The sequence below is a fragment of the Mesorhizobium sp. WSM2240 genome, assembly GCF_040438645.1.
In the GTDB taxonomy this organism is placed as follows: Bacteria; Pseudomonadota; Alphaproteobacteria; order Rhizobiales; family Rhizobiaceae; genus Allomesorhizobium.
In genome coordinates, this window is the sequence record NZ_CP159253.1 from 77,274 (window position 1) to 98,143 (window position 20,870).

General features: G+C 63.4%; 23 protein-coding genes and 1 pseudogene. 9 read left to right on the forward strand and 15 right to left on the reverse strand.

Features of this window, described 5'->3' with window-relative positions; translation table 11 throughout:
- Nucleotide 1: 1 nt before the first annotated feature.
- The 6 genes from pobA to pcaD are packed head-to-tail and all read right to left on the reverse strand — an operon-like array spanning nucleotide 2 to nucleotide 4,830.
- The gene (pobA, locus tag ABVK50_RS00410) at nucleotides 2-1,168 is read right to left on the reverse strand and encodes a 4-hydroxybenzoate 3-monooxygenase (RefSeq protein ID WP_353643325.1); all 1,167 of its coding nucleotides are present in this window, start codon (nucleotides 1,166-1,168) and stop codon (nucleotides 2-4) included.
- 34 nt (nucleotides 1,169-1,202) lie between these two features.
- Nucleotides 1,203-2,255, reverse strand: a complete 1,053-nt coding sequence (locus tag ABVK50_RS00415; RefSeq protein WP_353643324.1) for a 3-carboxy-cis,cis-muconate cycloisomerase — start codon at nucleotides 2,253-2,255, stop codon at nucleotides 1,203-1,205.
- 2 nt (nucleotides 2,256-2,257) lie between these two features.
- Nucleotides 2,258-2,872 carry a protocatechuate 3,4-dioxygenase subunit alpha gene (gene pcaG / locus ABVK50_RS00420; RefSeq protein ID WP_353643323.1) on the reverse strand — a complete coding sequence of 205 codons (615 nt, stop codon included), beginning with the start codon at nucleotides 2,870-2,872 and terminating at the stop codon, nucleotides 2,258-2,260.
- Nucleotides 2,872-3,624, reverse strand: coding sequence for a protocatechuate 3,4-dioxygenase subunit beta (gene pcaH, locus ABVK50_RS00425; RefSeq protein ID WP_353643322.1), 753 nt, complete (start codon nucleotides 3,622-3,624; stop codon nucleotides 2,872-2,874). Before pcaH ends, pcaG begins: the two co-directional genes overlap by 1 nt.
- Complete coding sequence (pcaC, locus tag ABVK50_RS00430) at nucleotides 3,621-4,025, reverse strand: 4-carboxymuconolactone decarboxylase (RefSeq protein ID WP_353643321.1); 405 nt, start codon at nucleotides 4,023-4,025, stop codon at nucleotides 3,621-3,623. The genes pcaH and pcaC overlap by 4 nt, the downstream gene beginning before the upstream one ends.
- Nucleotides 4,018-4,830, reverse strand: coding sequence for a 3-oxoadipate enol-lactonase (gene pcaD / locus ABVK50_RS00435; protein WP_353643319.1), 813 nt, complete (start codon nucleotides 4,828-4,830; stop codon nucleotides 4,018-4,020). The genes pcaC and pcaD overlap by 8 nt, the downstream gene beginning before the upstream one ends.
- 94 nt (nucleotides 4,831-4,924) lie before the next feature.
- On the opposite strand from pcaD, the gene pcaQ reads away from it, so the two are divergent.
- From pcaQ to ABVK50_RS00450, 3 genes are all read left to right on the forward strand, one after another.
- Nucleotides 4,925-5,833 (forward strand): pca operon transcription factor PcaQ, encoded by a 909-nt coding sequence (gene pcaQ / locus ABVK50_RS00440; RefSeq protein ID WP_353643318.1) that lies wholly within the window; start codon nucleotides 4,925-4,927, stop codon nucleotides 5,831-5,833.
- 174 nt (nucleotides 5,834-6,007) lie between these two features.
- Nucleotides 6,008-6,430 (forward strand): GNAT family N-acetyltransferase, encoded by a 423-nt coding sequence (locus ABVK50_RS00445; RefSeq protein ID WP_353647054.1) that lies wholly within the window; start codon nucleotides 6,008-6,010, stop codon nucleotides 6,428-6,430.
- Nucleotides 6,431-6,564: 134 nt separating this feature from the next.
- A complete protein-coding gene (locus ABVK50_RS00450; RefSeq protein ID WP_353643316.1) occupies nucleotides 6,565-7,470 on the forward strand; it encodes a DMT family transporter in 906 nt (301 codons plus the stop codon).
- 359 nt (nucleotides 7,471-7,829) lie between these two features.
- Here ABVK50_RS00450 and phhA read toward each other — a convergent pair whose 3' ends face one another.
- Nucleotides 7,830-8,660 (reverse strand): phenylalanine 4-monooxygenase, encoded by an 831-nt coding sequence (phhA, locus tag ABVK50_RS00455; protein WP_353643315.1) that lies wholly within the window; start codon nucleotides 8,658-8,660, stop codon nucleotides 7,830-7,832.
- Between the two features lie 140 nt (nucleotides 8,661-8,800).
- Here phhA and ABVK50_RS00460 point away from each other — a divergent pair, with 140 nt between their 5' ends.
- Entirely contained in the window at nucleotides 8,801-9,277 is a 477-nt protein-coding gene (locus ABVK50_RS00460) for an Lrp/AsnC family transcriptional regulator (RefSeq protein WP_353646060.1), read from the forward strand.
- A gap of 187 nt (nucleotides 9,278-9,464) precedes the next feature.
- Here the strand turns inward: ABVK50_RS00460 and ABVK50_RS00465 are convergent.
- Nucleotides 9,465-9,518 (reverse strand): annotated as a pseudogene (locus ABVK50_RS00465) (hypothetical protein); the annotation flags it as partial.
- A gap of 73 nt (nucleotides 9,519-9,591) precedes the next feature.
- Entirely contained in the window at nucleotides 9,592-10,491 is a 900-nt protein-coding gene (argB, locus tag ABVK50_RS00470; protein ID WP_353643314.1) for an acetylglutamate kinase, read from the reverse strand.
- A 232-nt stretch (nucleotides 10,492-10,723) separates the two neighbouring features.
- Here argB and msrB point away from each other — a divergent pair, with 232 nt between their 5' ends.
- Complete coding sequence (gene msrB / locus ABVK50_RS00475; RefSeq protein ID WP_353643313.1) at nucleotides 10,724-11,221, forward strand: peptide-methionine (R)-S-oxide reductase MsrB; 498 nt, start codon at nucleotides 10,724-10,726, stop codon at nucleotides 11,219-11,221.
- A gap of 141 nt (nucleotides 11,222-11,362) precedes the next feature.
- Here the strand turns inward: msrB and yihA are convergent, their stop codons facing one another.
- From yihA to ABVK50_RS00505, 6 genes are all read right to left on the reverse strand, one after another.
- Nucleotides 11,363-11,944 (reverse strand): ribosome biogenesis GTP-binding protein YihA/YsxC, encoded by a 582-nt coding sequence (gene yihA / locus ABVK50_RS00480; RefSeq protein WP_353646059.1) that lies wholly within the window; start codon nucleotides 11,942-11,944, stop codon nucleotides 11,363-11,365.
- A gap of 83 nt (nucleotides 11,945-12,027) precedes the next feature.
- Entirely contained in the window at nucleotides 12,028-12,666 is a 639-nt protein-coding gene (locus tag ABVK50_RS00485) for a CatB-related O-acetyltransferase (protein WP_353646058.1), read from the reverse strand.
- A 151-nt stretch (nucleotides 12,667-12,817) separates the two neighbouring features.
- Nucleotides 12,818-14,638, reverse strand: a complete 1,821-nt coding sequence (yidC, locus tag ABVK50_RS00490) for a membrane protein insertase YidC (protein WP_353643312.1) — start codon at nucleotides 14,636-14,638, stop codon at nucleotides 12,818-12,820.
- 26 nt (nucleotides 14,639-14,664) lie between these two features.
- The gene (gene rnpA / locus ABVK50_RS00495) at nucleotides 14,665-15,018 is read right to left on the reverse strand and encodes a ribonuclease P protein component (protein ID WP_353643311.1); all 354 of its coding nucleotides are present in this window, start codon (nucleotides 15,016-15,018) and stop codon (nucleotides 14,665-14,667) included.
- Nucleotides 15,019-15,034: 16 nt separating this feature from the next.
- Entirely contained in the window at nucleotides 15,035-15,169 is a 135-nt protein-coding gene (gene rpmH / locus ABVK50_RS00500; RefSeq protein ID WP_008833937.1) for a 50S ribosomal protein L34, read from the reverse strand.
- A 190-nt stretch (nucleotides 15,170-15,359) separates the two neighbouring features.
- Nucleotides 15,360-16,268, reverse strand: a complete 909-nt coding sequence (locus ABVK50_RS00505) for an SDR family oxidoreductase (RefSeq protein ID WP_353643310.1) — start codon at nucleotides 16,266-16,268, stop codon at nucleotides 15,360-15,362.
- Nucleotides 16,269-16,362: 94 nt separating this feature from the next.
- On the opposite strand from ABVK50_RS00505, the gene ABVK50_RS00510 reads away from it, so the two are divergent.
- The 4 genes from ABVK50_RS00510 to ABVK50_RS00525 all read left to right on the forward strand — a co-directional run bounded on the left by ABVK50_RS00510 (nucleotide 16,363) and on the right by ABVK50_RS00525 (nucleotide 20,851).
- Nucleotides 16,363-16,950: a helix-turn-helix domain-containing protein gene (locus tag ABVK50_RS00510; RefSeq protein ID WP_353643309.1), complete on the forward strand. Its 588-nt coding sequence runs from the start codon at nucleotides 16,363-16,365 to the stop codon at nucleotides 16,948-16,950.
- Between the two features lie 145 nt (nucleotides 16,951-17,095).
- Entirely contained in the window at nucleotides 17,096-17,863 is a 768-nt protein-coding gene (locus tag ABVK50_RS00515; protein WP_353643308.1) for a TVP38/TMEM64 family protein, read from the forward strand.
- Nucleotides 17,864-17,907: 44 nt separating this feature from the next.
- Entirely contained in the window at nucleotides 17,908-19,335 is a 1,428-nt protein-coding gene (locus ABVK50_RS00520; RefSeq protein WP_353643307.1) for an FAD-dependent oxidoreductase, read from the forward strand.
- A 28-nt stretch (nucleotides 19,336-19,363) separates the two neighbouring features.
- Nucleotides 19,364-20,851 (forward strand): HAMP domain-containing sensor histidine kinase, encoded by a 1,488-nt coding sequence (locus ABVK50_RS00525; protein ID WP_353643306.1) that lies wholly within the window; start codon nucleotides 19,364-19,366, stop codon nucleotides 20,849-20,851.
- Nucleotides 20,852-20,870 lie beyond the last annotated feature (19 nt).

Here is a 20,870-nt window from a genome sequence, read left to right on the forward strand (position 1 = left end):
TTCAATAGGGCAGGCCGACATAATTTTCCGCGAGTGCTGTAGAAGCAGCGCGAGAGTGGACGAGATAGTCGAGCTCAGCCTCCTGGATGCGCTGGCCGAATGCGCCGGCTTCCGGGAAGCTGTGCAGCATGGTGGTCATCGACCAGGAGAAGCGAACCGCTTTCCAGACCCGTGCCAGTGCGCGGCCCGAATAGGCGTCCATGCCGGCCGTGGAACCGTCTGCGTAGAATTCGCGCAGGCCCGAAAACAGATAGCGCACGTCGCTGGCTGCGAGGTTCAGGCCCTTGGCCCCTGTCGGCGGCACGATGTGCGCGGCGTCGCCGACCAGAGACAGTTTGCCGAACTGCATCGGCTCGGCGACGAAGGAGCGCAGCGGCGCGATCGACTTTTCGAATGAGGGGCCGGTCGTGACGGCGGCCGCGCTCTCTTCAGGCAGACGGCGGCGCAACTCGTCCCAGAAGCGGTCGTCGCTCCAGTCCTCCGCCTTCTCGCCGATCGGGCACTGGATGTAGTAGCGGCTGCGGGTCATCGAGCGCATCGAGCAGAGCGCGAAGCCGCGTTCATGATTGGCGTAGATCAGCTCGTGGCTGGCAGGCGGCACTTCGGCCAGAACGCCGAGCCAGCCGAAGGGGTATACGCGCTCGAAGCTGCGCAGCGCGCCCTCGGGCACGGATTTGCGGCTGACGCCGTGATAGCCGTCGCATCCCGCGATGAAGTCGCAGTCGATGCGGTGCGATTGCCCGTCCTTCTCGTAAGTAACGAAGGGGCTGCCGGAAATATCGTGCAGCGCGACATTCGCAGCCTCGAAGACGGTCATAAGCCCGGACTGCTCGCGCTTTTCGACGAGGTCGCGGGTCATTTCGGTCTGGCCGTAGACCATCACCCTCTTTCCGGTCAGCCCGTGGAGATCGATGCGGTGCAGCCGGTTGTCGAAGGCGAGCGCGAAACCGTCATGGGGCAGTCCCTCGGCGTGCATGCGCTCCCCCGCGCCCGCCTCGTCGAGCAATTCGACCGTCCCCTGTTCGAGCACGCCTGCGCGTACCCGACTCAACAAATGGTCGCGGTCGACGCGCTCAAGGATGACATTGTCGATGCCGATGCTGGCGAGCAATTGGCCGAGCAGCAAACCGGAAGGGCCGGAACCGACGATCAGGACCTGCGTGCGCAACGGCTTCTCCGGGAAACGGCGACATGCATATCGGCTATGCTCCGAGCCGGTCGACGCGGCCGGCCAGTTCCGCCGCAAGACGCAGCGCTGAGCCGGCCGCGACAATCATCTGCGGCAGGATGAGCCACTCCAGCGACCAGGCCGAACCGGAGCGCTCCTGCTCGTGGACCAGCGCGTGGTGCATGCCCGAGATCTGGGTGGCGTTGAACCTTGCCAGCGTGACCAGGATTTCGGCTGCGACGGGATTCTGCTTGTGCGGCATCGCCGAGGAGCCGCCGGCGCCGCCCATCGCGATCTCGCCGCCGGCCTGCGCCATCAGGGCGATATCCTCGCCGACCTTGCCGAGGCTGCCGGTCAACAGCGATAGGAAGCCTGCGAATTCAGCGATGCGGTCGCGCTGGTTCTGCCATTGTGGAACGTCCGAAAGGCCGAGTTTTTGAGCCAACGCTGCCCGGACCGCAGCGCCTTTGCCGCCGAGCTTGTCGAGAGTGCCGGCCGCGCCGCCGAACTGGACGGCAAGGAGCGACGGCCGCAACGCCTCGAGCCGAGCCTTGTGGCGGACGAGCGGCTCGCGCCAGCTTCGGATGCGGTCGCCGACGCTGATCTCGATCGCCGCCTGCATGCGCGTGCGGCCCATCAGCGGGTTTTTGCCGAAACGCTTGTCCAATTGGTCGAAACGTTCCGCCAGGCGGTCCAGCCGGCGCTCGAACAAATCCAGCACCGGCTTCAGCCGCAAAACGAGCGCCGTGTCGATCACGTCCTGGCTGGTTGCGCCGAAATGCAGCCGGTCTGCCTGAGGCGTCCCGATCCTTTCGCGCATCTGCCGGACGAGTTCGGGGACCGCGACCCCGTCGCGCGCCACTCCATTGCGGAGCGCGGCTATGTCGGGTTTGAAGCCGGCGAGAGCATTGGCGATGGCGCGCGCGGCTTCCGCCGGAATCACGCCAACCTCCGCCTCGGCCTCCGCAAGCGCGATCTCGAACCGGAGCATCGCCGCGAGTTCGGATTCAAGCCCGAGAAGCGCCTCGACCTCTTCGTCGCCGAACAGGCCGGAGAGCAGGGGGTGATCGAAAGCCGAAACAGCCATCTCTAGATGTCGAAGAAGACGGTTTCCCGCTCGCCCTGCAGATGGATGTCGAATGTGTAGGCGTCGCCGTCGCGCGGCGCGATCAGCGTCGCTACGCGGACGTGGTGCTCGATGCGCGCCAGGACCGGATCCGCGGCATTGGCCGCTTCCTCGTCGCCGAAATACATCCTGGTGTGCAGACCGATATTGATGCCGCGCGCGACGATCCAGATGGTGATGTGCGGTGCCATCAGCCGCCCGTCCGGGAACGGCACGCGGCCGGGCTTGATTGTCTCGAACAGGCATTCGCCGGTGGTCATGTCGGTCGCCTGCCGGCCCCAGCCGGTGAAATTGGGATCGGCGGTCCCGCGCATTTCCGAAGGCGAATTGTAGAGACCGTCGGCGTCGGCCTGCCAGATTTCCACCACCGCGTCCTTGAGCGGCGTTCCGGAGCCGTCGATCACTCTGATCTTTGCGGTAATGCGTTCGCCCTTGGTCTTCTCGTTGACCATTACAGTGCCGAGATCGCCGTCATAGACGCCGGAAATACCGGAAAAGTTCGGTGTCAGGCCGATATGGGCGTAGGGCCCGGCGGTCTGCGAAGGGCTTTCCTTCAGCCTGTCGAGGCTTTGAACCATCAATTGCCCTCCAGCCGGTTTTCGAACAGCGACGAGCGGCGGCCCCGAAGCACGATGTCGAACTTGTAGGCGCGCGCATCCATCGGAATCGTGGCCTCCATGTCCAGCGCCGCGACCAGCCGCTCGATCGCCGCGCGGTCGGGAATTGTCCGCACGATCGGACATTGCCAGATCATCGGGTCGCCTTCGAAATACATCTGGGTGATCAGCCTCTGCGCGAAGCCGTGGCCGAAGATCGAGAAATGGATATGCGCCGGTCGCCAGTCGTTCGGGCCGTTCGGCCACGGATAGGGGCCTGGCTGGATGGTCCGAAAGGCATATGAGCCGTCTTCGCCGGTGATGGTGCGCCCGCAGCCGCCGAAATTGGGATCGAGCGGCACGATGTAGCCTTCCTTCTTGTGGCGGTAGCGACCGCCGGCATTGGCTTGCCAGAATTCGAGCAGCGTGCCGGGAACGCCCTTGCCGCGCTCGTCGAGGACCTTGCCGTAGACGACGATGCGCGGCCCGATTGCGCTTTCGCCGGGCTTGGCGAAATTGTGGATCAGATCATTGTCGAATTCGCCGAGAATATTGTGCCCGAACATCGGTCCGGTGATTTCCGACAGCGTCCCGTCGAGCGACAGCAGCGCCCGCTGCGGCGAACGCAGCACGGAGGTCTTGTAGATCGGTGTATAGGCCGGCGGATGAGAGTTGAGATCGCGCCGGAAGAATGCGCCGGTCTCGGGCCTGCGGTTCGATATGCGCTCCGTCATCGCTGCTCGCCCTCGCCGTCCATCTCCTCGAATACCTGCTTGGCGATCTTGATCGCCTGGTTGGCCGCCGGCACGCCGGCATATATCGCCACATGCAGCATGGCCTCGCAAATGTCCTCGCGGCTGGCGCCGGTATTGGCGGTGGCTCGGACATGCATAGCGACCTCCTCGAAATGGCCGAGCGCGGCCAGCAGCGCGATGGTGACCATTGACCGCTCGCGCTGCGTCCAGTTCGGGCGCGACCAGACATGGCCCCAGGCCGCCTCGGTGATGAGATCCTGGAACGGCTGGTCGAATTCGGTCTTGGCCGCTTCGGCGCGGTCTACATGCGCGTCGCCGAGCACGGCGCGCCGGGTGGCCATGCCGAGGCTATAGCGGTCCGCCTGTCCGGCTTCATGCATCGGCAAGGCCTCCAAGCTGTTTGCGCGCGAGGAATTCACGGATTCTCGCCACGAGTTGCGCCGGTTGCTCCACGCAGGGGATGTGCCCGGCATTTTCGATAACCGCAAACTCCGCGCCTGGTATCAGATCCGCCATCGAGCGGACCAGCGGCGGCGGCGTCGAGCCGTCCTGATCGCCGACAAGGCAGAGCGTCGGCACTTCGATCCGCCTAACAGCCTCCGTTTGGTCGGCGTCGCGCACCGCTGCACAGGTACCCGCATAGCCCTCTACCGGCTGCCGCGCCAGCATCGCCCGGCAACCGGCAAGAAGCGCTGGCCTCTCGGCGTGGAAGGACGGCGTGAACCAGAGCTTCAATATGCCTTCGGCGAGTGAATCGATGCCGCTCCGCCGCACCGTGTCGATGCGCGCGTTCCAGGATTCCGCGGTTCCGATCTTATGGGCGGTGTCGCAGAGGATGAGCGCGCGCACGATCTCGGGGCGGATGGTGTAGAGCCCCTGCGCGACGAGCCCACCGACCGAAAGCCCGCAGACGATGACATCGCGCGCACCGACAAAATCGAGCAGGCCGGAAAGATCGGCGACATGATCCGCGATCGCATAGGGCGGGGCACCGAGCCCGGACAAGCCGTGGCCGCGCATATCGTAGCAGAGCGTGGAAAAGTTCGCGGCGAGGTCGTCCACGACTTCGCGCCAGATGCGGAAATCAGTGCCGAGCGAGTTTGCAAAGACGATCAGCGGTTTTCCCGGTCCGCCGGCCCTGTGTTCGTAATGAAGCGTGACGCCGCCAATGTCGGTGAACTGCATCCAGGCTCCTCCCTTTCTTCAAATTGATATGCTTTTTCGGTTTCGTAAAATCATTTCTTTTGCCAGTTCGATAACCTGTAGGTTATCAGGTAGCATGATCGATGCGCGCATCAAGCTCCGCCATCTGCGCACTTTCCTAGAAGTGGCGCGCCAGAAGAGCGTGGTCGGGGCGGCAAATCTCCTGCATGTCAGCCAGCCGGCGGTGACCAAGACGATCCGCGAACTCGAGGAGACGCTCGGCGTAGCTCTGTTCGAACGCGAGGGTCGGCGCATCCGTATCACGCGCCACGGGGAGATATTCCTGCGTCATGCCGGCATGGCGCTCAGCGCGGTGAGGCAGGGCGTCGATTCCGTGACAAATGCGCATGAAGGCGAGGGGCCGCCGCTGCGCATCGGCGCGCTGCCGACCGTTTCGGCGCAGATCATGCCGCGGGCCATCTCGCTCTTCCTGAAACAGGGCACCGGCAGCACCATCAAGATCGTGACGGGCGAGAATTCGGTGCTGCTGGAACAACTCCGGCTCGGCGAACTCGATCTCGTCGTCGGCCGGCTCGCCGCTCCGGAGAGAATGAGCGGCTTTTTCTTCGAGCACCTCTATTCGGAGAAGGTTGTTTTCGCGGTGAGGAACGGCCATCCGCTGCTCGAAACCGGTCAGGATATTTTCGCGCGGATTGGCGATTTCCCGGTGTTGATGCCGACGCGCGGATCGATTATCCGGCCATTCGTCGAACGGTTCCTGATCGCCAACGGCATGCCTGCCATCGCAACCGAGATCGAAACCGTATCAGACAGTTTCGGACGCGCTTTCCTGAGGGCTAGCGATGCGGTCTGGGTGATCTCGGAAGGCGTGGTCGCCGCCGAACTGGCCGACGGGACGCTTGCCGTTCTGCCGGTCGATACGGCGGATACGAGAGGGCCCGTAGGCCTGACCATGCGCACGGACACGGCGCGGTCGCCGGCTTTCGAAGTTCTGCTGCAGACCGTCCGTGAGGCTGCGCGCTGAGGCTTGAGCTGCTCCAGGTCAAGGAAAACTCTGAAAGCGGTCGTTCCTGGGTTTCCGCCTTCCACACCCATAGCCGACACTACCTGCCGATCAGGCGGACCCTTCACATCGAGTCGTGCTTTCGGTAGTTACCTTTGAACTTAAGCCAGAGAAGCGTGGACCAGAGAAACCGTGGTGTTAGTCAAAAGGCTCCTTCCGGCTGAGTGGCCCGACGCGTTCCCTATAATCTCTCAACTGCGTTCGTTGGACGAAGAAGAATTTCTGCATAGGGTGCGGCGGCAGTCGTACTCCGGCTACGAGCTTGTCGGCGCGTATCGGGATGGCAAACTCATTGGCGTAATGGGAATGCGGCCGGTACATACGCTGGCGCGGGGCCCGCACCTTCATGTGGACGACCTTGTGGTCGACGCCGAAGTCCGCGGGAGTGGTGCCGGACGGGCCTTGATGTCATTTGCTGAGAAAGATGCCCGCGCTCGGGAAATGACAGCCGTATTTCTCGATGCCCGAAAGGAAGCAATCCCATTCTATGAACGCGAGAATTACGTGTTTCATGCAGCTCCTTCGATGAAAAAGATGCTCGCTATTCGCAGCCGATAGCGTTGCAATGGGCCGGCTCGCCACCATAGCCGATACTGCTTGCCGGTCAGGCGGCTTGCCCTGCATGCGGCGGTTGGCCTAAAGGCTGAACCGCGACGTTTCGGTCGCATTCAAAGAGCGGCCGCCAAAGACGCATGGAACTCTGGATACCGATCACTATCGCTGCAGCCTTCCTGCAGAATCTGCGGTCGGCCGCGCAGAAGCACCTGAAGGGCGTGATGGGCACGACCGGCGCCACCTTCGTGCGCTTCGGCTTCGGCGTCCCGTTCGCGCTGTTCTTCGTCTTCGCGCTCAACCGCTTCGCCGGCTACCCGCTGCCCACCGTCAACGGCAAATTCTTCGCCTGGATGGTTATCGGCGGGCTGGGCCAGATCGCTGCGACCTTCCTGCTGGTCTATCTGTTCTCGTTCCGCAACTTCGCGGTCGGCACCGCCTATTCGCGCACCGAGCCGGCGCAGGCGGCGCTATTCGGCCTCATTTTCCTCGGCGAGCGGGTGACTGCGGGCGTGCTGTCGGCCATCGCCGTCAGCGTCTTCGGCGTCATGCTGATCTCGGTCGCCCATATGGCAGTCAGCTGGCGCACGCTGGTTTCGTCGGTCGTCTCGCGCAATTCGCTTATCGGCCTCGCCTCCGGCACGCTGTTTGGCGTATCGGCGGTGGCCTACCGCGCGGCGTCGCTGGCGCTCGGCGGTCCGAACTTCATGATGCAGGCGGCCGTCACGCTTGCTTTCGTCATCGTGTTTCAAACGCTGGTGATGGGCGCGTGGATGGTGTTCCGCGATCGTGCTGAAATAGGACACATTGCGAGGGCCTGGCGACCCGCGCTGTTCGTCGGCCTGGTCGGCGCTTCCGCCTCGTTCGGCTGGTTCATGGCCATGACCCTGCAGCAGGCGGCGATCGTAAAAGCGCTGGCGCAGATAGAAATGCTGTTCACCTTCGCGTCGTCGATCTTCTTCTTCAAGGAGAAGATAAATGCATTGGAAACAGCAGGTTGCCTGCTGATCGTCGGCGGTATTCTGCTGCTTCTCCTGGTCGGCTGAGCGCGCCTATCGAATGCACCCGACGCAGGCGCGTTAATCACGCGGAAGGCATATTCTTGGCAAGAGCCTTCAGCATCCACGCGTAAACCGCATTTGGCATGGATCTGGCTACATCCGTCGTGAGCGTCCCGATCCGAAGCGGGGCGTTTGCCGCAGACGGAGCCACTCCATGCCGAAGCCAGAACGAAACGCGCGCCACGCCGGAGCTTTCTCCGGATGCAGTTCGCACGGCGATGATTATCCCGACGGCATGGAAATCGCCGGCAACCATGAGCAGTTTCTGAGTTCCCGCGGGGGGAACGGGCGTCCGCGCCGGCATCGACGCCAAGTCGAGCTGCAGCGCGGGCGCCTAGCCATTTTCAGATCGTTGCCGGATCGAGCACCGGTGCGTCCTTCCAGCGTGCGATGATCGCGGCGAGATCGGAATTCTCGAAGCCATCCTTCAATACCGAGAACGACGGCAGCACGAAATAGGCGCGCTGGAACTTGTCGATCTCGTAGACCGTGCGCATGACGGTTTCGAGGTCGAACGGCACGTGGTGCGCGTCGGGGCTTTCGACAGCGAACTGCAACTCGCTGAACGACGACATCAGCCCAGCGCCGAAGGCCTTGACCTGGCCGCCCTCCTGCATCAGCCCGAATTCGGCCGTGTACCAATAGAGCCGCTCGATCATATCGCCGCCGCCAAGCTCGATCAGGCCTTCCGCTTTCTGCCCGTACATCTGCATGAAGTCGGCGAAGGCCGGCTGTGTCAGCGCCGGCACGTGGCCGAAGAAATCGTGGAACATGTCGGGCTCGACGATGTAGTCGAGTTCCTCGCGCTTGCGCAGCCAGTTGGTGACCGGAAAGCGGCGCTCGGCGAGATGGTCGAAGAAGGCCGGAGCCGGGATCAGGCCAGGCACGGCCACGAGTTCCCAGCCGGTGAGCTTGCGCAGCTTCCGGCCAACTTCGTCGAAGTCCGGGATTCGGTCGATGAGGCCGAGGGCTTCGACGCCGTCCAGATAGTATTTGTGCGCCAGCCGCTTCGTAAGTTTGGTCTGGCGGTCGGACAGGATGCGCCAGACTTCCTGCTCGGCATCGGTGTAGTCGTATTCCTGTTCGACGGTGAAGTCGGAGCGGCAGACGGCGTAGTTGCCGCGCAGACCCTTGTCGGCGCATTCGCGCGCATAATCCTGAACGCTGATTTCCATAAGTTCCTCCTCATTTCGAGGGCTCAAGGCCGATCTGCCGACAGGATACGCCCGGTTCGCGAGTGAATGTTTCCCCGGATGTCGCCGTTGGAGGAAAAATGAGGTAAGGTTCGCAACAAAAGCCGGGATCGGGAGTGAACTTGCCTCAATTCGACGAATTCGAGATCAGGATGCTGGAGATCCTGCAGCACGATGGGCGCAAGCCCGTCTCGGAACTGGCGCAGGAGATCGGCCTTTCCAACACGCCCTGCGCGCGGCGCTTCGAAGCGTTGCAGCAGGCCGGCATCATCAAGGGATTTTCGGCGCGGATCGGCCGCCGCGCAATCGGACTGATGGTCGAAGTGTTCATCCAGGTCCGGCTAACCAGCCACAGCGATGAATCGCCGGAAAAGTTCATCGCCGCTGTGCAGCGCATGGACGAGGTGTCGGCCTGCTGGACGATGACCGGCGATTACGATTTCCTGCTACATGTAATGGTGCCGTCGGTCGACGACTTGAATGCCTTCGTCATGCATCGGCTGATGCGGCTCTCCGGTGTGCGCGACGTCCACACGCAGCTTGTATTGCAGAACATCAAGGGGCCGGGTCACGTGCCGCTCGGGCATTTGCGGGGGTGAGGATGGTTGTTGTGCATCCTTCGAGGTTCGCTGCGCTCACACCTCAGGATGAGGACCGATGTGCAGGCTCATGAAGACGAACGGCCGTGCAGGTCAGTCTTCGTGATTGGCGGAGCCCCACCTCCCTCATCCTGAGGTGCGAGCGCAGCGAGCCTCGCCCATCGGCAAGCTCAGGAGACGCACCTGTTCATCGCCAAAACTTGGCATCCACTCCATCCCTGAGCGCATGGATATGAGCGGGTTCGCGAGGATCTCCCTCGTTCGAATAGAAACCGAAAGCCCTTGTGACGAAACACTACCGGCACGACGGCAACCTACGGCACGATCAGCGTGCCGGCGCCGTGCTGGGTGAAGAGCTCAAGCAGAACTGCGTGCGGCGTCTTGCCGTTGAGGATGACGACGCCCTCGACGCCGCGCTCGATCGCCTCGATGCAGGTCTCGACCTTCGGGATCATGCCGCCTGAAATCGTGCCGTTGCGGATCAGCGAGCGGGCTTCCGCCACCGTCAACTCGTCGATGAGGTTCTTGTCCTTGTCAAGGACGCCGGGAACGTCGGTCAGAAACAGCAGGCGCGACGCGCCGAGCGCGCCGGCGATGGCGCCGGCAAAGGTGTCGGCGTTGATGTTGTAGGTGTGGCCGTCGCGGCCGGGCGCCACCGGCGCGATGACCGGTATCATTTCGGACCGCGCCAGAAGGTCGAGCAAGGTGCGGTCGACCTCGACCGGCTCGCCGACGAAGCCGAGATCGAGCACGCGCTCGATGTTGGAATCCGGATCGGTGACCGTCTTCTTGGCCTTTTCGGCGAAGACCATATTGCCGTCCTTGCCGCAGAGACCGATCGCCCATTCACCCTCGGCGTTGATCAGCGCGACGATCTCCTTGTTGATCGAGCCGGCCAGAACCATCTCGACGATCTCAACGGTTTTGCGGTCGGTGACGCGCAGGCCGCCCTCGAACTTCGATTCGATGCCCATCTTGTTGAGCATCGCTCCGATCTGCGGCCCGCCGCCATGCACGACGATCGGGTTTACGCCGGACTGCTTCAGAAGCGCGATGTCGCGGGCGAAAGCCTGGCCGAGCGCCGCGTCGCCCATTGCGTGGCCGCCATATTTCACCACCACGGTCTTGTTCTCGTAGCGCTGCATGTAAGGCAGCGCGGCGGAAAGCAGGTGCGCCTGTTCGGCGGCGGTGGCAGCAATGTCCGTCGGTATCATCAGGCTATCCCCGGAGCTGGAATCGGCGGTTACTTAGCGGCAAAGATCATGACGGGCAAATGATAAGCGCCGATGCGAACGGGGCGCTTATCGGTTGCAGTCAATCGGAGTTGATTTGGCCGTGAGTGACCGAGCGGTTATTAGCCGCATGATCTTGTCCGAAAGTCTGCAACTTTTGCTACGCGACCTTCGGTTCGGGAATGCTCCAAGACCGGAACCAAAGGAGAGAGCCATGACCAGACGCAGCTTCCTGTTTTCCGGTGCAGCCGTCGCGCTCCTCGGCGCAACGACGGCGCTCTGGCGCATGGGCGCGCCGACCGACGCCAGGGCGGAATCCTTCGAGGTGACCAAGACCGAAGAGGAATGGCGCGCGCTGCTGAGCGATGCGCAATACGCTGTGCTTCGCGAGGAGGACACAGAGCCTGCCGGCACCAGCCCGCTCAACAATGAGAAGCGCAAGGGCACTTTCCACTGCGCCGGCTGCGATCTTCCCCTCTATCCTTCGGAGACGAAATACGAGTCCGGAACCGGCTGGCCGAGCTTCTGGGATTCGCTGCCGGGCGCAATCGGCACCAAGGAAGACAATTCGCTGTTCATGACGCGGACCGAAGTCCATTGCCGCCGCTGCGGCGGCCATCTCGGACACATATTCGACGACGGCCCGCCGCCCACCGGCAAGCGCCACTGCCTCAATGGGCTGGCTTTGACGTTCAAGCCGGCTACGGCTTAGAAATCGCCGCAAATCCTACTCTGCCGGCCGTCTGACGCAGCTTTCGCCGCCTCTGGAGGTCACGGACCCGAACGTCCGCCGCGCTCCGGTTCTCGAAAGCCACGCCATACGACTCGGCAGAGCGAATTTTCGATCGATTTCTCACCCGCCCCGGACCGCCAGCGCGATCGCCTCGCGAAGCTCGTCCATGCCTTCGCCCTTTTCCGAAGACGTAGCGATGACAGTCGGGAAGGCGGCAGGGCGCTTGCGGATCTTTTCCAGCGTCTCGGCGATCAGCCGCGGCACGCCGGCGGCCTTGATCTTGTCGGTCTTGGTCAGCACGATCTGGTAGGACACCGCAGCCTTGTCGAGCAGCCGCAGCACCTCCTCGTCGTTCTTCTTGATGCCGTGGCGGGCATCGATCAGCACATAGACGCGCTTCAGCGTCACGCGGCCCTTGAGGTAGTCGAAGACCAGCTTGGTCCACTCGTCCACCTTCTCCTTGGGCGCGGTGGCGTAGCCGTAGCCCGGCATGTCGACCAGCGCCATCGGCGGCAGATCGGAGCCTTCGCCGGAATAGCCGTCCGGCACGAAATAGTTGAGCTCCTGCGTGCGGCCCGGCGTGTTCGAGGTGCGGGCGAGGCCCTTCTGGCCGACAAGTGCGTTGATCAGCGACGATTTGCCGACATTGGAGCGGCCGGCGAATGCGATCTCGACCGGTCCTTCCGGCGGCAGGAATTTCATCGACGGGACGCCGCGAATGAAGACCCATGGGGCGGCAAACAATTCGCTTGCGACTGTTGTTGCGCCGTTTCGTGCTGCTTCGCTCAAACTGCTGACTCCAGGCGGTCGATGTCGGCGCCGCGAATGGCGTCGAGGTTGCGCGTGAGCTTATCGACGGGCCAGTTCCACCATGCAATGGCGAGAAGCCGCATGACCGTCATCCTGTCGAAGCGCATCTTGACCACCTTGGCCGGATTGCCGGCCACGATCGCATAGGGCGGCACGTCATGCGTGACGACGGATTTGGCCGCAACGATCGCGCCGTCGCCGATGGTGATGCCGGGCAGGATCACCGCCTCCATGCCGATCCACACATCATTGCCGAGCATAGTGTCGCCGCGGTTTTCCGCCTCCCAGGTCCTGACGTCGAAGCCCTGTTCCCAGCCATGGCCGAAGATGTTGAACGGATAGGTCGAAAACCCCGACATTGCGTGATTAGCGCCGTTCATGATGAATCGCGCACCTTCGGCAATGGCGCAGAAGCGGCCGATGATCAGCTTGTCGCCAATGAAGGGGTAATGGTGCAGCACGCATTTCTCGGCGAAGCGGTCAGGGCCGTCCGGATCGTCGTAATAGGTGTATTCGCCGATCTCGATGTTCTCGGCGGTGACGAGCGACTTCAGGAAGCCGACGCGCGGATGCATCGGGATCGGGTGCTTTATCGCTGGGTTGGGGCCTTGCATGGAACGCTCTATGGAAGTGAGGGGGTACGCGGCCATTATAGCCATCCGATCCGCCGTGCCGATAGCCGGCAGGGCTAAAGGTGCGTCGTTGCGTCTGTATGAAAAAGCCCCGGCGAACCGGGGCTTCCTCTGCAATGCCTAGGCCCGCTGGCTATTCCGCCGGACTGGGCTTTTTCTTGAATATTCCGACCAGATTGTCCCAGAGCTCGATCTTGGCGCCCTGGCGCTTCATGATGGCGCCCTGCTGGATGATCGACAGCGTGTTGTTCCACGCCCAGTAGATGACCAGACCTGCCGGGAAGGAAGCCAGCATGAAGGTGAACACCACCGGCATCCAGGCGAAGATCATCGCCTGCGTCGGGTCCGGAGGCGTCGGGTTCATGCGCATTTGCAGGAACATGGTCACGCCCATGATCAGCGGCCAGACGCCGATGAGCAGATATTCGGGCACCGCAAAGGGCAGCAGGCCGAACAGGTTGAACAGCGACGTCGGATCGGGCGCCGCCAGATCCTGTATCCAGCCGAAGAACGGCGCGTGCCGCATCTCGATGGTGATGTAGAGCACCTTGTAAAGCGCGAAGAAGACCGGGATCTGGATCAGGACCGGCCAGCAGCCGGCCAGCGGATTGATCTTTTCCGTCTTGTAGAGCTCCATCATCGCCTGTTGCTGCTTCATCTTGTCGTCCGCATATTTTTCGCGGATCTCCAGCATCTTGGGCTGCACCTTCTTCATGTTCGCCATCGACGCGTAGGACTTGTTGGCGAGCGGGAAGAAGACGGCCTTGACGACGACGGTGGTCGCGAGGATGGCGAAGCCGAAATTGCCGAGCAGGCGGTAGAACCAGTCGATGAGATAGAACATCGGCTTGGTGATGAAATAGAACCAGCCCCAGTCGATCAGAAGCTCGAACTGGCGGATGTTGCGACCTTTCTCATAGGCATCGATCAGCGCGACTTCCTTGGCGCCGGCAAAGACCAGTGTCTCGACCGTCGCGGACTGGCCGGCGTCCACCGTCATGGCGTCGGTCAGGAAGTCAGCCTGAAAGCGGCTGCGGGCGTCGCTGAAATAGTTGAAGTGCGGCTGGAAGGGCTGCTTGCCCGACGGAACCAGCGTGACCGCCCAGTATTTGTCGGTGATGCCGAGCCAGCCGTCCGTGGATTTGCCCGGCACGATCTGGCGTTCTTCCTCGATCGTCGAATAGTCGATCTCCTGCAGGCCCTCCTCGCCGGTAACCCCGATCAGGCCCTCGTGCAGTACCCAGATGCTGGCGGTGGTCGGCTTGTCGAATCGGGTCACGCGGCCATAATTCGACAGCGAGACGGGGGCAGCGCCGGAATTGGTCACTGTGTCGGAAACCGTGAACATGTAGTCGGCATCGACCGCGATGGTGCGCTGGAAGGTCAGGCCCTTGTCGTTGGTGTAGGAGAGGGTGACAGGCGTTGCCGGCGTCAGCGTCGGGTTGCCCTCGACTGTCCAGACGGTGTCGTGCCGCGGGACCGATCCGGTCGCCTCGTTGCCGACGAAGCCGATTTCGGCATAGTAGCCATTGGGCAGGACCGACGGGTTGAGAAGCTCGATGTTCGGCGAGTTCTTCTCGACCGTCAGGCGGTAATGCTTGAGGCGCAGATCGTCGATGCGCGCGCCGACAAGATTGATCGAGCCCGAAAGACTCGGTGTGTCTATCGCGACCCGCTGCGAGGCGGCCACCGCCTGGTCGCGCCCGGCGGGCGTTGCGCCGTCGGTTCCGGCGAGGCCAGGCACGGTACCCGAAGGGGCAGCGGGCGTCGCCGTTCCGTCAGCTCCCGGCGCGGCCGGCTGGGCGGCCTTCTTCTCGGCCTCGACGCGCTCGGCCTCGATGCGCGCCAGCTCGCGCTCGCCCTCGATGCGCGGGTTCATGTAGAACACCTGCCACAGCGTAAGGATCAGCACCGACAACGCGATGGTAATGAAGAAATTGCGGTTGTTTTCCATCGTGGCCTTTAGTCCGTGACCTTAGCTTAGCGCGTTGCGCGGATGCGGCGAGAGAGCTCGGCCGCAAGCTGGCCGAAAGGGGCGTCGAGAACGTCGTCGCGCCCGACGATCACATAATCATTGCCGGGCTGCATGTCACGTGCGGCATGGACGCGGACGGCTTCCTTGAGACGGCGGCGTACGCGATTGCGTTGGATCGCGTTGCCGGTCTTCTTTGTGACCGTGAAGCCGACGCGTGGCGGACCCTCGTCGCCGCGGTTCAGAACTTCCAGCAGGAAGAGCCGCCCGCGGCGCTTTTCACCGCGCCGGACGGCAAGGAATTCCGCCCGCTTGCGAAGCCGCGCGGGGGAGGGAAGGCCGGGCCTGCCGGTTTCCGGCAACGATCCCGTCTTTCGCTCAGGCAGACAGCCGCTTCCGGCCGCGGTTGCGACGGGCTGCGACGACGCCGCGGCCGCCCTTGGTGGCCATGCGCGCGCGGAAGCCGTGCCGGCGCTTGCGGACGAGTTTGGATGGCTGATAGGTACGCTTCATTTGTTTTAATACCGCGGCGTGCGGCCCTTCTTGAGACTGTCACTTTTGTGAACAGGAGCTTCGCCGGCCCGTCTTGGCGCAATCGGAACTGCGCCGGACGCGTGGCCCGAGCGTGAGCGGGCTTATAGAAACAAGGTTTCCGGAAGTCAATCGCCGCCGCGGTAGGGTGAAATCCCGGCTTTTACGAGGCCTACCGATAGCCGGTCGCGTCGGCCGGCTTTCCGGCGTCCTGCACCTCCGGGACATAGCGCCAGGCATCGGGGCGGGAACCGTCGAGATCGGTAAAGCCATACACCTGGGCCAGCCCGCCGCTGGAGAGCGATTGGCCGTTCCAGCGCGCCCGGTCGGGATCGGCCGCAAGGGCCGCCACTGCGCGCCCTACGAAGCGCGGCGTCTCGGAGATCACGAAGTGCGGCACCTTCGCGGTCGCGTCGCGCCAGTTCTCTTCGCTGACGCCGAACGCCTCAAGCATCATCTCCGAACGAAGCCATCCGGGCGTCAGCGAAACCGAGGTCGCGCCATGCGGCGCGAGATCCTTGGCATGCGCCCAAGCCATGCGCGTCACCGCCACCTTGGCGAGATCGTAGAAGGGGGAGAGCCGGTAGTGCTCGGCATTGTACTCTGCGGTGCCGTCGGTCACCTCGACCAGAAGACCGCCCGGACGCTCTATCATCAGGGGAAGGGCGTAGTGCGCCGTGATCAGATGCGTGTCGATCCCGAGCCGCAGCATGCGCAGGCCGTTCTGGAGGTTGTGGTCCCAGACCGGCTTGTCCCATTCGAAAAGCTTCTCGCCGCCCCAGATGTCGTTGACGAGCACATCGAGCCTGCCCTGCTCGGCGCGGATGCGGTCGACCAGCTTCCGGACGTCGTCCGCTATCAGGTGATCGACCTGGACGGCTATGCCCCTGCCGCCGGCTGCGGAGACCAGTTCCACCGTCTCCTCGATGGTTTCGGGACGGGCATATTCGGATTGCTGGCTGCGCGTGGTACGTCCGGTCACATAGACGGTCGCGCCGGCGGCTCCCAGTTCCACCGCGATACCGCGGCCCGCGCCGCGCGTTGCGCCCGCGACCAAGGCAACTTTCCCTTGAAGTGTCATCGAACTCTCCCAAAACTGCTTTTCTGTCCTTGCAGGCTGGCATTCCCGGCAATTAATATATAAATGAATATTCACTTATAATGGAAAGGTCAAGATGCCGCGCACCAAGACGCTCTCGGACGAGCAAGTTCTGGAAGCAGCGCTCAAGCTCCTGCACGAGTCAGGGCCTGAGGCGCTCACATTCGAAAGCGTGTCCCGCGCCTGCGGCCTTTCCGCCGCGACATTGGTGCAGCGTTTCAAGAGCAAGGCAGGCCTCAAGCAAAGCACGCTACTGCTCGCCTGGGATCGGCTTGACGAGAAGACCGCGAGGCTTGCGGCCACGGTTCCGAAAACGCCGGACGGCGCAGTCGAACTGCTGGTGGCGCTGTCAAGCGACTATGGCGGGATCGAAACCTATGCGGAGGGCTTGCTCGTCCTGCGCGAAGACCTCCGCGATCCTGTGCTTCGGGCGCGCGGAGCGGCCTGGAAGGCTTCGTTGACAAGCTCTCTCGACGACTGCTTCTCGCAGGTCCGGCACGCGCCGCAAGGCATCGGCCTGCTGGCGGCATCGCAGTGGCAAGGCTCGCTTCTCTGGTGGAGTTTCGACCCGCAGGGGAGAATCGAAGCCTTTGTCGAAGCGAGCCTGCGCCGCTTCATCTATGCCGTAGTTGTGTCCGGATCGGTTGGACGACGACGTGCCTGAGACTGCGATCAGCGTGTCACGAAGGGGTGAGTGTCACGCAAGATCCGGTCAAAACGCGGTGAGAGGTGCATCATGCGCTTGCATGCGGCCTCTTTGTCGATCAACTGGGCCTTGACCAGCGGAAAAATCGCTTAAGGTAGGGCGAATGGCCACGGAGGCAGTCGCGACAAGCATGGCCGAGGACGGAAAGGGGCGGAAACTCGTGGCGAAGCGCTGGCGCTTCATGCCGCTGCTCCTCGTCGTGGCCGGCCTCGGTTTCGGCTATGCGATGGGCTGGCATCGCTATCTCACGCTGGACTTCCTCGCCGACAGCCGATTGGCCCTGAAGGCGTTTGTCTCGGCAAATCCGTTCGCGGCGCCGCTCGGCTTTACCCTGCTTTACGCCGTCGCGGTGGCCTTCTCCTTTCCGGCGGCTTCGGTCCTGACCATCTTCTCGGGCTTCCTGTTCGGCTGGCTGTTTGGCGGCGTGCTCGCCATCATCGGCGCGACGGTAGGCGCGACAGCTATTTTCCTGGCGGCGCGCACCGCCTTCGGCGGATTCCTGAAGGAGCGCGCTGGCGGCGCGGCGGCCAAGCTATCGCAAGGCTTCGAGCGTGACGCCTTCAGTTACCTGCTGGTGCTGCGCATCGCCCCCTTCATCCCGTTCTTCGTCGTAAACATCGCCCCTGCCGTCTTCAACGTGCGGCTTCGGACTTTCGTGGTCGCGACGCTGATCGGCATCCTGCCCGGCGCCTTCGCCTATGCCTGGCTCGGCCAAGGCGTCGACAGCGTGCTTGTCGCAGCGCGACGGGCTGGCAGGGAAGTCGCCGTCGGCGATCTCGTCACGCCGGAGATCACCATCGCCTTCGCCGCACTCGCGCTTGTCGCGGCTCTCGCCGCCGTCGTAAGGAAATTCTGGATGCGCACGGCCTGAGCGGCGGGGACCCGCTCAAAATCAGTACCCCGCAAAGGCGATCGATGGCGAAAGTCCTTACTCCCGATATCTGTGTCATCGGCGCCGGTTCCGGCGGCCTTTCGGTCGCCGCCGCCGCAGCGGCCTTCGGCGTGCCCGTGGTGCTTGTTGAGAAGGGCAAAATGGGCGGCGATTGCCTGAACTATGGCTGCGTCCCTTCCAAGGCGCTGATTGCCGCGGCCAAACAGGCCCATTCGATGCGGCATGCCGAGAAGTTCGGTATCGGCGCGGTCGAACCCGAAATCGACTTCCGGAAGGTCAACGGTCATGTCCACGGCGTGATCGAAGCGATTGCGCCCAATGATTCCGTTGGCCGCTTCTCCGCGCTCGGCGTCCACGTGATAAAGGCGGAAGCGCGCTTCCGGGACGATCGCACGGTGATTGCCGGCGATTTCGAGATCCGCGCCCGCCGTTTCGTGGTTGCGACCGGCTCGTCGCCGCTTGTTCCTCAGATCGAGGGCATCGACAGCGTGGACTACCTGACCAATGAGAGCGTTTTCGACCTGACGCGACGCCCCGGCCATTTGGTCGTGATTGGGGGCGGCCCCATCGGAATGGAGCTTGCGCAGGCGCATCGCCGGCTGGGATCGCGGGTGACCGTGCTCGAGGCGGCAAGTGCGCTCGGCAAGGACGATCCCGAGCTTGCAGCGCTGGTATTGAGGCAGATCCGCGCCGAGGGCGTCAATATTCGCGAGAATGCGAAAGTCGCCAGGGTCGAGAAGCGCGACAAGACCGGCATCCGCGTGCATGTCGAGACTGCGGAGCGAAGGCAAGTTGTGGACGGCACCCATTTGCTGGTGGCCGCCGGACGCGCCGCCAATGTCGCCGGTCTTGGCCTTGAAAAGGCCGGCATAGAATATGACGCCAAGGGTCTGAAGGTCACCGACAGGCTGAGGACGACCAACCGACGCGTCTATGCGGTGGGCGACGTGGCCGGCTCGCTGCAATTCACACATGTCGCGAATTATCACGCCGGCATCGTCATCCGCGCGCTGCTGTTCCGGCTGCCGGCGCGCGAGAGACTGGGCGCCGTGCCTTGGGCGACCTTCACCGACCCAGAACTTGCCCATGTCGGCATGACCGAGGGGGATGCGGCAAAGGCGGGGAAGAAGATCCGCGTCCTGCGCTGGCCCTATGCCGAGAACGACCGCGCCCAGGCCGAACGCCGGACCGAGGGACACATCAAGATCATCGCCGGCCCGCGCGGCAGGATACTCGGCGTCACCATCGTCGGGGCGAATGCGGCCGAGATGATCAATATCTGGGCACTTGCTCTCTCGAGGGGCCTGCGCTTGAGTGAAGTGGCCGGCTATGTCGCGCCCTATCCGACCATGAGCGAAATTGGCAAACGCGCGGCGATCACCTATTTTGCAGGTGCGGCGGGCAAGCCGCTGGTGCGCCGGCTGATCGGGTTGCTGCGCCTGTTCGGCTGAACCGGCGGCATGCCGGAAGACGGAGAGCATGACGGAGAACACCACGCCAGAAACAAGCGCCGGCAGTGACCGAGGCCGCAGCGTGCCACTATCGCGCGGCCTTTCGCTGAAGCTCCTGGTGCTGACTGTCCTTTTCGTGCTGATCGCCGAAGTGCTGATCTTCCTGCCTTCGATCGCCAACTTCCGGCTGCGTTGGCTGGAGGAGCGGCTGGGCACCGCGGCAGCCGTGTCGACCGTGCTTGTCGAGGACGGCGCGGCCAACCTGTCGCGCGCGGTTCAGGACGACGTGCTGAGGGCGATCGGAGCCAAGGCGATCGCGGTTCGCGACGAAGGCGTGTCGCGGCTTCTGGTCGTGGCCGACATGCCGCCGCAGGTCGATCAGCATATCGATCTCGCGGCGGCCGGTCCGATGGATGCGATGATGGGCGCGCTCGACACGCTGTTCTTCGGCGGCGGACGCATGCTGCGGGTTTTCGGCAAGGTCGGCGACAGCGACAAGGAGTTCGAGATCGTCGTGCCCGACAAAAAGCTGCGCAGCGCCATGCTGGTCTATTCGCGCAATGTCGCTTTCCTGTCGCTCTTGATTTCGTTGATCACGGCGACGCTGGTTTTCTACGCCATAAACCGCATCATGATCCGCCCTATCCGCGCCATGACCGGTTCGATGCTGGCCTTTTCACGGGCGCCGGACGACCCCGGCCGCATCATCGAGCCGGAGGATCGCGCCGACGAGATCGGCGTCGCCGAGCGCGAACTCGCCGGCATGCAGCGCCAGTTGCAGAAGACTCTCAGCGAGCAGAAGCACCTGGCCGATCTCGGCCTTGCCGTTTCCAAGATCAACCACGACATGCGCAACATCCTCGCGTCGGCGCAACTGATGTCGGACCGGCTGCGGCTGGTGAAGGATCCGACCGTGCAGTCCTTCATTCCCAAGCTGGTGCGGACGCTGGACCGCGCCGTCTCCTATTCGGAAGGGGTGATGGCCTATGGCCGTACCCAGGAAGCGCCGCCCTCGCGCCGCAGGCTGCGGCTCAAGCAACTGGTCGACGACGTGCAGGAACTCCTCGGCATCGACCCGGACGGCGGCATCGAATTCGTCAACGCCGTCGATCCGGGTTTCGAGGTGGACGCCGATTCCGAGCAACTGTTCCGCGTGCTCACCAACCTCTGCCGCAACGCCCTGGAGGCGATGGCGGCGGATCGGGAGCGCGCGGTGGTCAACCGGCTTTCGGTCTCGGCCGAGCGGATCGGCAGCGTCAGCCGCATCTTCGTGGCCGATACCGGCCCAGGCCTACCGCAGAAGGCCAGGGATAATCTCTTCGCCGCGTTTCGCGGTTCGGCGCGCAGCGGCGGCACCGGGCTCGGCCTGGCGATCGCACACGAACTGGTCCGCGCCCATGGCGGATCGCTCGATCTGGTCGAAAGCGTCGGCGGCCGCACCGTCTTTTCCGTCACCATTCCCGACCAGCCGGTGCGGCTCGAGGATGCCCGCGGCAGCCTGCGTCGGCCGGCCTGAAACGGCCCGCGAAAAGTTT

What these genes read in the sequence shown, in the direction of transcription:
- pcaC (WP_353643321.1), bottom strand. Translation starts at nt 4,025, where the DNA reads ATGCATGAAGCCGGACAGGCGGACCGCTATAGCCTCGGCATGGCCACC.
- ABVK50_RS00520 (WP_353643307.1), top strand. Translation starts at nt 17,908, where the DNA reads ATGGCGAAAGTCCTTACTCCCGATATCTGTGTCATCGGCGCCGGTTCC.
- yidC (WP_353643312.1), bottom strand. Translation starts at nt 14,638, where the DNA reads ATGGAAAACAACCGCAATTTCTTCATTACCATCGCGTTGTCGGTGCTG.
- ABVK50_RS00505 (WP_353643310.1), bottom strand. Translation starts at nt 16,268, where the DNA reads ATGACACTTCAAGGGAAAGTTGCCTTGGTCGCGGGCGCAACGCGCGGC.
- phhA (WP_353643315.1), bottom strand. Translation starts at nt 8,660, where the DNA reads ATGGAAATCAGCGTTCAGGATTATGCGCGCGAATGCGCCGACAAGGGT.
- ABVK50_RS00515 (WP_353643308.1), top strand. Translation starts at nt 17,096, where the DNA reads ATGGCCACGGAGGCAGTCGCGACAAGCATGGCCGAGGACGGAAAGGGG.
- ABVK50_RS00485 (WP_353646058.1), bottom strand. Translation starts at nt 12,666, where the DNA reads ATGCAAGGCCCCAACCCAGCGATAAAGCACCCGATCCCGATGCATCCG.
- argB (WP_353643314.1), bottom strand. Translation starts at nt 10,491, where the DNA reads ATGATACCGACGGACATTGCTGCCACCGCCGCCGAACAGGCGCACCTG.
- pcaD (WP_353643319.1), bottom strand. Translation starts at nt 4,830, where the DNA reads ATGCAGTTCACCGACATTGGCGGCGTCACGCTTCATTACGAACACAGG.
- pcaG (WP_353643323.1), bottom strand. Translation starts at nt 2,872, where the DNA reads ATGGTTCAAAGCCTCGACAGGCTGAAGGAAAGCCCTTCGCAGACCGCC.
- rpmH (WP_008833937.1), bottom strand. Translation starts at nt 15,169, where the DNA reads ATGAAGCGTACCTATCAGCCATCCAAACTCGTCCGCAAGCGCCGGCAC.
- pcaH (WP_353643322.1), bottom strand. Translation starts at nt 3,624, where the DNA reads ATGACGGAGCGCATATCGAACCGCAGGCCCGAGACCGGCGCATTCTTC.
- ABVK50_RS00525 (WP_353643306.1), top strand. Translation starts at nt 19,364, where the DNA reads ATGACGGAGAACACCACGCCAGAAACAAGCGCCGGCAGTGACCGAGGC.
- yihA (WP_353646059.1), bottom strand. Translation starts at nt 11,944, where the DNA reads ATGAAATTCCTGCCGCCGGAAGGACCGGTCGAGATCGCATTCGCCGGC.
- pcaQ (WP_353643318.1), top strand. Translation starts at nt 4,925, where the DNA reads ATGATCGATGCGCGCATCAAGCTCCGCCATCTGCGCACTTTCCTAGAA.
- ABVK50_RS00510 (WP_353643309.1), top strand. Translation starts at nt 16,363, where the DNA reads ATGCCGCGCACCAAGACGCTCTCGGACGAGCAAGTTCTGGAAGCAGCG.
- ABVK50_RS00450 (WP_353643316.1), top strand. Translation starts at nt 6,565, where the DNA reads ATGGAACTCTGGATACCGATCACTATCGCTGCAGCCTTCCTGCAGAAT.
- msrB (WP_353643313.1), top strand. Translation starts at nt 10,724, where the DNA reads ATGACCAGACGCAGCTTCCTGTTTTCCGGTGCAGCCGTCGCGCTCCTC.
- ABVK50_RS00415 (WP_353643324.1), bottom strand. Translation starts at nt 2,255, where the DNA reads ATGGCTGTTTCGGCTTTCGATCACCCCCTGCTCTCCGGCCTGTTCGGC.